The 3260-nt window shown below is 38.3% G+C and carries 3 protein-coding genes; all 3 read right to left on the bottom strand.

The features are described from left to right. Positions 1 to 179 precede the first annotated feature (179 nt). Entirely contained in the window at positions 180 to 1265 is a 1086-nt protein-coding gene (mobV, locus tag IV84_RS10190) for a MobV family relaxase (RefSeq protein WP_056986608.1), read from the bottom strand. Between the two features lie 357 nt (positions 1266 to 1622). Continuing rightward, a complete protein-coding gene (locus IV84_RS10185) occupies positions 1623 to 1832 on the bottom strand; it encodes a hypothetical protein (protein WP_056986607.1) in 210 nt (69 codons plus the stop codon). Positions 1833 to 1873: 41 nt separating this feature from the next. Further along, a complete protein-coding gene (locus IV84_RS10180; protein ID WP_056986606.1) occupies positions 1874 to 2830 on the bottom strand; it encodes a protein rep in 957 nt (318 codons plus the stop codon). Between the last annotated feature and the right edge of the window lie 430 nt (positions 2831 to 3260).

Genomic DNA, 3260 nt, shown 5'->3' with positions numbered 1-3260 from the left:
GTGCTTTTCTTTGCATGCGCAAAAGTGTCTTGGTCTAGTGAGTCAGTCAACTCCTTAAAGCCTCAAAAAGGGACTAACTGCTAAAGCAGTAAGTCCCTTTAATTCGATTTACCGTTGACTGACGGCCATTAACCAGCTTCAATGATCATCAGCGGGTAAATTAAAGCCCTAGGCCAAGTTCAAAGACTTGGACCATCTAATTCATCATGCTGTCTCTCTGAACGTTCCTGTGGCCTCTGAGGGGCTTTTTTAGACGGTTCTTTTAGTCCAGCTCGTTCTAGCCACTCACTTGGTAAGCCAACACCTAATTTGCGCTGTAAGAACCGGTCAACGCTCCGAACAATTCCTTGTAACGTATCCACTAATTTTTGGAGCTTCTCATTTTTCTTGCTTAAATCATAATTATTGTCTTTAACTTCAAGCAGTTGATAATTTAAGCTTTGATTATCAAGTTTTAAACGGTTCTGTTGTTGATTATAAATATCACTGACAGCTGCTCGAGATTCTAAGTCATGAAGATCACTTTTTCTAACAACCACTTTATCCTTGCTTAAAAGAGTAGGTTTGCTCTCAATTTCCTGCTGATCACGAGGTTTAAGTTCAGCAAGGCGTTTTCTGGCATCTTCAAGTTCAGCTTGTATTTCTCGTTTTTGAAGCGTCGCCTTTTTCAAGTCTTCCCGCATAGCTTTGTATTCTGGTACCGTTAAACTTTTATGTTGCGATTCTTGAATACCACGTTCAACATCAAATCCGTGTTGTCGTAAATAAACTGGCAATTGATCTTGAACGTTTTGCAAAGCCGCACGATTAAACACCCGTTTAGCCGATAATTTATACTCATCATCAAATGGAACAATTCCCATATGCATATGGGGCGTACTCTCATCAAGATGAACAATCGCATAACGAATGTTTTCTTCACCAAATTTTTCAGCAAAGTAAGCTTTAGCTGTTTCAAAATATTTGCGCGTATCAGCCGCCGTTAAATTAGCAAAGAAATTGCTATCGCTCGAAATAATCCATTCATTGACTAAAACGGCATCTTTTCTGACCGCTCGCTGACTGGTTTTATGCTCGTTAATATAAGCCTCAATATCCGTTTTGAAATGGTTAGTCCGACCAGCAACTAAATCATAATTTAAGTCAGAACGGTTAACGTCAATATCAGTATTTTTGTGATGTCGGGTTCGGCGTTGATCATGATTACCCAAGCCAACTAAATTATCAGCTTTTAATTTCTGCATATTAGCCACTAAATAACTCATTTCACCACTCCATTCCAAACAGCTAAATTTGGTTAGAGCATAGCACAGAATTCGGAAAACCTCCATGCAAGGTATAGCCCAATATACTTTACCTTGTAAAGTTTGGGCTCTACGAGGTAGTAGCGTTCTCCCTTCCTACTGGGAGAATTGCTATTTTTCTGCGCCTATTATCCGGCTAGAAAAACCTCCGGCGGGCTATTGCATAGCGAGCGCATTTCATGCAGAACTCTACCCGAGTGGGGCAAGCTGATGCCAGCTTAACCACAAAAAAACTATGAGAAATAAATCTCATAGTTAAACACAACATGCTGATTGGTTACAAAATGTAAGTGTATAGAGTATTGTATAAATTCTTTTTTACTTATGTCTTTTGTTATATTTATAACTAATATAATTACCAACAACTCCAGATAGCAAACTAACGATAAGCAATAATATTACCCAATATAAAAAAGGGTGAGTACCAAATATTTTATTCAAAAAAGGCTCAGCAAAAAGGAAAAACAAAAAAACGCAAAACGTAATAGAAAAAGGTATCCAAAATGCAGTTTTATTTTTATTTTTCATCTCTAGTCTCCTTATCTTTCAATACTTCACAAATTTTCCATCTATACGAAATAATTTTTACGCTGATAGTCCCACTTAGCAACAATTTCACGCACTACTTGATCAGTTTCTTGATCACCACTATCCGTATTAATCAAATCGCCATTTTCAACATCTTCTAATTGCAACTGCTTGCGAATTTCTTTAAGCAAGCCACCATAACTAATTTGCCGGGAACCAGCCAAAGCTTGTTCCAAATCATCAATTACTTGTAGATCTTGTTCTTGATTATTAGTTAAAATATCTTTGGACTTCACCTGATATTTAGCCGTTTCTTGAGCACTAGCCAGCAAGGAATTTTTCTGGCGTTTCACATTCGGTTTAACCGCTTCAACATTCACAACCGGCGCATAAGCTAATTTCATCGCTCGTTGCCAATATCTAGTCCATTCTGCTTGTGAAATATAATTATCAGTTCCTGTAAAATAACTCGATTTCATAAAAAGCAAAACATGCATATGGTGGTGATACATCGGCTGATCTGCTTCGTGATTAATGGTAACCTCAGTTGAACGCACATAGCCCAACAAATTCTTAGCTGGCTTTTTATAACGCATTAAATCACGAATGGCTCGTCCCATTTGTCGTAATTCACTTTTTAACTGATTACCGGTGGTATTTTCAACCGTCAGCGTTAAAAATAAGAACCGACCCGTTTTTCGCTGTTTAACTGCTTCTGTCAAAATTTGAGTTAACTGGTTAGATTGTTTCATTGACCGCCGCCAATTACATAACGGACACAAACGGGAATGGCAAAACCAAGTCTGAGCCAATTTTTTGTGACCATTTTTATCTTCCACAAAACGTAATACTTCACCACACTCTTTAACTCGATGGGCTTTCTTGTAGTGCAACATTTGTAAATAATCACCATACTGTAAATTCTCTAACTTATGTTCTCGCCATGGTCGTACTTTTCCCGACTGCGATCGATCAACTAAAACTTTTCTATCAGCCAAACTAAAAAGCTCCTCTCATCCAACCACGTGAGAAGAGCTAATCTTTTATGTATTTACTAAAACTAAGGGCTTGACGCTTACTAACTCAAGCTTTAAACTATGTCTAGTAAATACGAATATTCAAGATTAACTCACGTGTTCCGGGTCGCCAAACTAGGAATTCTCACGTGGGTTTTTTCTTTATTCATTTTATAAACTCATAATACGCCTAAGCCCAGTTCTGTCAAGGCTTTAGCCAGCTTTTTAAAAAGTCCGTTGTTTCTAATAGTATCAAGATAAGAAGAAACCGTCGAAAAAACGACGGTTTCAAACCCCAAAAAGCAGATCAGCAAAAATCGCCGAACTGCTTTTTAAGACCATGGCTTTCAGCCATACTGACCAGCTGAACCAGCTGGACCCCATAAATGAGCGGGAGCCCCCGCTCAAACTC

Source organism: Pediococcus damnosus, from assembly GCF_001437255.1.
Lineage (GTDB): Bacteria > Bacillota > Bacilli > Lactobacillales > Lactobacillaceae > Pediococcus > Pediococcus damnosus.
This window is presented reverse-complemented; position numbering and strand designations above follow the sequence as displayed.